The sequence below is a fragment of the Shigella sp. SIG3 genome (assembly GCF_053555855.1).
The window spans coordinates 1-4081 of the sequence record NZ_JBQZXE010000192.1 but is presented as its reverse complement, the minus strand read 5'-3'; the positions used below and the strand labels follow the sequence as shown (position 1 = coordinate 4081).

The 4081-nt window shown below is 48.9% G+C and carries 4 protein-coding genes and 1 pseudogene; 1 reads left to right on the top strand and 4 read right to left on the bottom strand.

The window, feature by feature from the left end:
* Positions 1–115, top strand: a pseudogene (locus ACUU1I_RS19875) (DUF4376 domain-containing protein); the annotation flags it as partial.
* 200 nt (positions 116–315) lie between these two features.
* On the opposite strand, the gene sitD reads toward ACUU1I_RS19875, so the two are convergent.
* The 4 genes from sitD to sitA are packed head-to-tail and all read right to left on the bottom strand — an operon-like array spanning position 316 to position 3765.
* Positions 316–1173 carry an iron/manganese ABC transporter permease subunit SitD gene (gene sitD / locus ACUU1I_RS19870; RefSeq protein WP_000968134.1) on the bottom strand — a complete coding sequence of 286 codons (858 nt, stop codon included), beginning with the start codon at positions 1171–1173 and terminating at the stop codon, positions 316–318.
* A complete protein-coding gene (sitC, locus tag ACUU1I_RS19865) occupies positions 1170–2027 on the bottom strand; it encodes an iron/manganese ABC transporter permease subunit SitC (protein WP_001101728.1) in 858 nt (285 codons plus the stop codon). The genes sitD and sitC overlap by 4 nt, the downstream gene beginning before the upstream one ends.
* A complete protein-coding gene (gene sitB, locus ACUU1I_RS19860) occupies positions 2024–2851 on the bottom strand; it encodes an iron/manganese ABC transporter ATP-binding protein SitB (protein WP_000983722.1) in 828 nt (275 codons plus the stop codon). The genes sitC and sitB overlap by 4 nt, the downstream gene beginning before the upstream one ends.
* Positions 2851–3765: an iron/manganese ABC transporter substrate-binding protein SitA gene (sitA, locus tag ACUU1I_RS19855; RefSeq protein ID WP_000555625.1), complete on the bottom strand. Its 915-nt coding sequence runs from the start codon at positions 3763–3765 to the stop codon at positions 2851–2853. The genes sitB and sitA overlap by 1 nt, the downstream gene beginning before the upstream one ends.
* Between the last annotated feature and the right edge of the window lie 316 nt (positions 3766–4081).

Genomic DNA, 4081 nt, shown 5'->3' with positions numbered 1-4081 from the left:
GGTGCAGGCGCAGGTCGATCGCAACGATGAGATTTATCGCCGTCAGCGGGAGCTGAAGGAAGAGCTGAATAGTCTGAAGGATTTGAATTCGGTTAGGAATTTTATCGTGGAATAACAGAAGCTGCGGCACGTCGTATGCAGGAACGTGCCGCGGTTGGCTGGTAAACTTTCGATAGTGCGAGTATTGAATGATTTCTAGGCGTTATCGATTTTACGTATTTTTTGCATGATAGAATTCGTACCTCCTCCCAACGACCTTCCATGGCTTTCCGGACTTCTGTAGGCTGGCGGACGATGCTGTCCTCGGATGTTGTGCTAATTGGGTGATAACAGATCCTGTGTATGGGCGTTTCCCTTTGTGCGTGCGTTGATGCTGGTAACGGTAAACGTCATGATGAACACGACCGCGAATAAGACGACAATCGTCGGAGCTGGTGCGCTGTCGATAAAAAAGGACAGCCAGACACCAGTCATTGACACTATTACCGATATGCCAGTCGCCAGTAGGAGCGCAATATGAAAGCGTTGTGTCAGGAGTACTGCAATGGCGCCAGGCGCAATGAGCAGAGAAATAGAGAGAATGATACCTACTGCTTTCAGCGTCGCCACAATGGTCAGGGAAACCATGCACAGCAGCCCATAATGCAGCCATCTCGTATGCAAACCGCTTACCTGCGCCTGTTGATAATCAAAGCTGAACAGCAAAAAATCCCGCCATTTTACGCTAATAACAAGTGTAACCAGCCCGGCAATAATCACCGTCTGGATTATATCGCCGATGGTTATCCCGAGCATGTCGCCGAAAAGAATATGGTCAAGATGTACGTCTGGTTTAATTGCAATATACAAGATCAGACCTGCGGCAAACATGCCAGAAAAAACAATCCCCATAACTGTATCTTGCTTGATTCGGCTGTTGTCTTTCAGGTATCCCGTCGCCACCGCGCAGAATACTCCGGCGACGAATGCCCCTGTAGCCAGAGGTAACCCCAGAATCCAGGTAAGCACGATGCCAGGAAAAACCGCATGACTCATCGCGTCACCCATCAGTGCCCAACCTTTCAGGACCAGAAAGACCGACAGCAGCGCACAGGGTATGGAAACTACCAGTGAAATCAGCAGTGCGTGACTCATAAAGGTGAACTGCAGTGGCTCCAGTAATAATGCCATCATGAGCGATCCTCCAGCGCTTTATGCGCACGCCGACGATTTGCCAAAAGTCCATGGGTGGGCGCAAATACAAATGCTAAAAGAAACAGCAGTGTCTGCGCCACCACGATGATTCCACCTGTCGCGCCGTCCAGAAAGTAACTGACCCACGCGCCGAGGAAACTGGTTACACTGCCAATAGTTACAGCAATTATGAGCAGGCGGGGAAAACGATCGGTTAACAACCATGCTGTTGCACCGGGAGTCACCACCAGACAGATCACCAGAAAGGCACCAACCGTTTGCAGCGCCGCAACGGTCGAAACCGACAGCAGGGTGAAGAAGAGGATTTTTAATCTGCCCGGATGTAATCCAATAGCACGGGCGTGATTCTCGTCGAAAAAGGTCACCATAAGATCTTTCCATTTGAAAAAAAGCACGATGATCGAGAGAATGCCAATGATAGTGAGTTGCAGGATATCCGCCGGATCGATTGCCAGAATATTGCCCAGGACGATGGTCTGAATGTTCACGGATGTCGGGTTCAATGACACCATAAACAGCCCCAGGCCAAAAAAGGACGAGAAGATCAGGCCGATGATGGCATCTTCTTTTAAGCGGGTGCGTTGGTTAAGAAACAGCATGCTGCCCGCTGCCAGTCCGCCGGAAAAGAAGGCTCCCAGAGAAAACGGAAGCCCCAGCATATATGCCCCCGCAACACCCGGGACAATAGAGTGCGACAGCGCATCGCCAATCAGCGACCAGCCTTTTAGCATCAGATAGCATGACAGGAAAGCGCAGAGACCGCCGACCATTGCCGAGACCCACATCGCATTGAGCATATATTCATAGCTGAAGGGTTCCAGTAGCACGTTCATCTTGCTTCCCTCTGCACCGCTGACGGTCGATGTGCCACAAAAGGGCGTTCATCGTCAGTAATAATGCTTTCTTCCGAGCCGTTAAGTGTGACATGGCGCAGTACGCCGCTAAAAGCCAGCTCCAGGTTCTCGGCTGTAAAAGTGGTGTCTGTCGGCCCGCTTGCCAGGACGGTGCCTTTGACCATGACCGTATAATCGCAAAATGTCGTGACTGAGCCGAGATTGTGCGTTGAGACAAGCATCGTTTTGCCTTCCGCGCGTAACTCCCTCAACAGGCTGATGATTTTCGCTTCGGTTTTCACATCAACGCCGGTAAAAGGTTCATCCAGCAGGATCACATCACCCTGCTGTGCAATCGCTCTCGCCAGAAAGACGCGTTTCTTTTGTCCACCGGAAAGCTCGCCGATTTGACGATGGCGAAAATCCACCATATCGACACGTTCCAGCGCATCGGTGACAATCTGACGATCCCTCTTTTTGGCTATACGCAACATACCCATATGCCCATAGCGGCCCATCATCACCACATCTTCCACCAGTACAGGAAATGACCAGTCAACCTCTTCTGACTGAGGGACGTAGGCAACCAGGTTTTTCTGTAGCGCCTGTCGCGTGGGAATACCCAGAACAGATATCTTTCCGCTGGTCAGACGCACAAATCCCATAATCGCTTTAAACAACGTCGATTTTCCGGAACCGTTTACCCCAACCAGAGCGGCAATAGATCCACTTGGTACTGTGAAGGATGCATCGCGCAGTGCTGTGTGCCCGTTACGCCAGGTGACAGTAACATCATTAACGACAATGCCTGCAGATTGCATCATTATTTCTCCCTTTTCCCGGCTTTAATTCCCTGTACCAGCGTACTGGTAGTAACCTTAAGAAGGTCGATATACGTAGGTACCGGGCCGTTTTCTGTGCTCAGGGAATCGACATAGAGCACACCGCCGTAGTGTGCGCCGGTTTCACGCGCAACCTGACGCGCTGGTTTATCGGAAATCGTACTCTCGCTAAAGACTGCCGGGATATGATTTTTCTTAACTATATCAACAACCTTACGTACCTGCTGCGGTGTTCCTTGTTGATCGGCATTAATCGGCCACAGATAAAGCTCTTTTAGCCCCAAATCGCGTGCGAGATAAGAAAAAGCCCCTTCACTGGTGACCATCCATCGCTGATTCTCAGGGAGTTCCGTAATCTGCTTACGCAGGGGGGCAAGGGTTTGGGTAATCTTGGCTTTATAAGTATCGGCATTACGTTGGTAGGTTTGTGCATTTGCCGGATCGTATTTTATCAGCGCATCACGAATATTATCGACGTAAATCAGAGCATTATCTGGCGACATCCATGCATGGGGATTAGGTTTGCCCTCATAGGGTCCTTCGGTGATCCCTACTGGCGTCACACCCGAAGAGACAATTACTTCTGGAACCCCATTGAGATGCTGGTAAAAGCGTTGGAACCACAATTCCAGATTCATACCATTGGCGAGAATCAGTTGTGCCCCCTGCGCACGTTTAATATCGCCAGGGGTAGGCTGATACTCATGAATTTCTGCACCAGGCTTGGTTATGGATGAGACTTCTGCAGCATCTCCAGCCACGTTTTTGGCCATATCCGCGATGATGGTAAATGTTGTAATGACCTTGAATTTTTCAGTTGCACTTGCCTGAAATGTGATCGAGCAGGTGAGGGCGAGGCACCCCAAGAGCATGGTTACTTTTTTTATTGAGTGCATAATTTAGTACCTATAGTGAGCAAAATTAGAACAAACATAGCAACGGCTATGTTTTATAGCATAACCTATACAAAATGAAAATAATTATCATTAACAGCTTTGAGGCCTAAAACAGGGATTAGGTTGTTTCCTGCTGGCGACATGATATTGAGGAAAAAAGTAGAGCAGCTATTAGGCTTTGAAATGACTTTATGAGGAAAATTGTTGATGGCAAAAATGGGGCAAAACGCTGTATAAGGGGCAAAAAAGGGGCAAAAAAGAGTGGGTTATCGTAGCTTATTGTTGTCGCTGATAATGTTTAACATATTGAAAAATA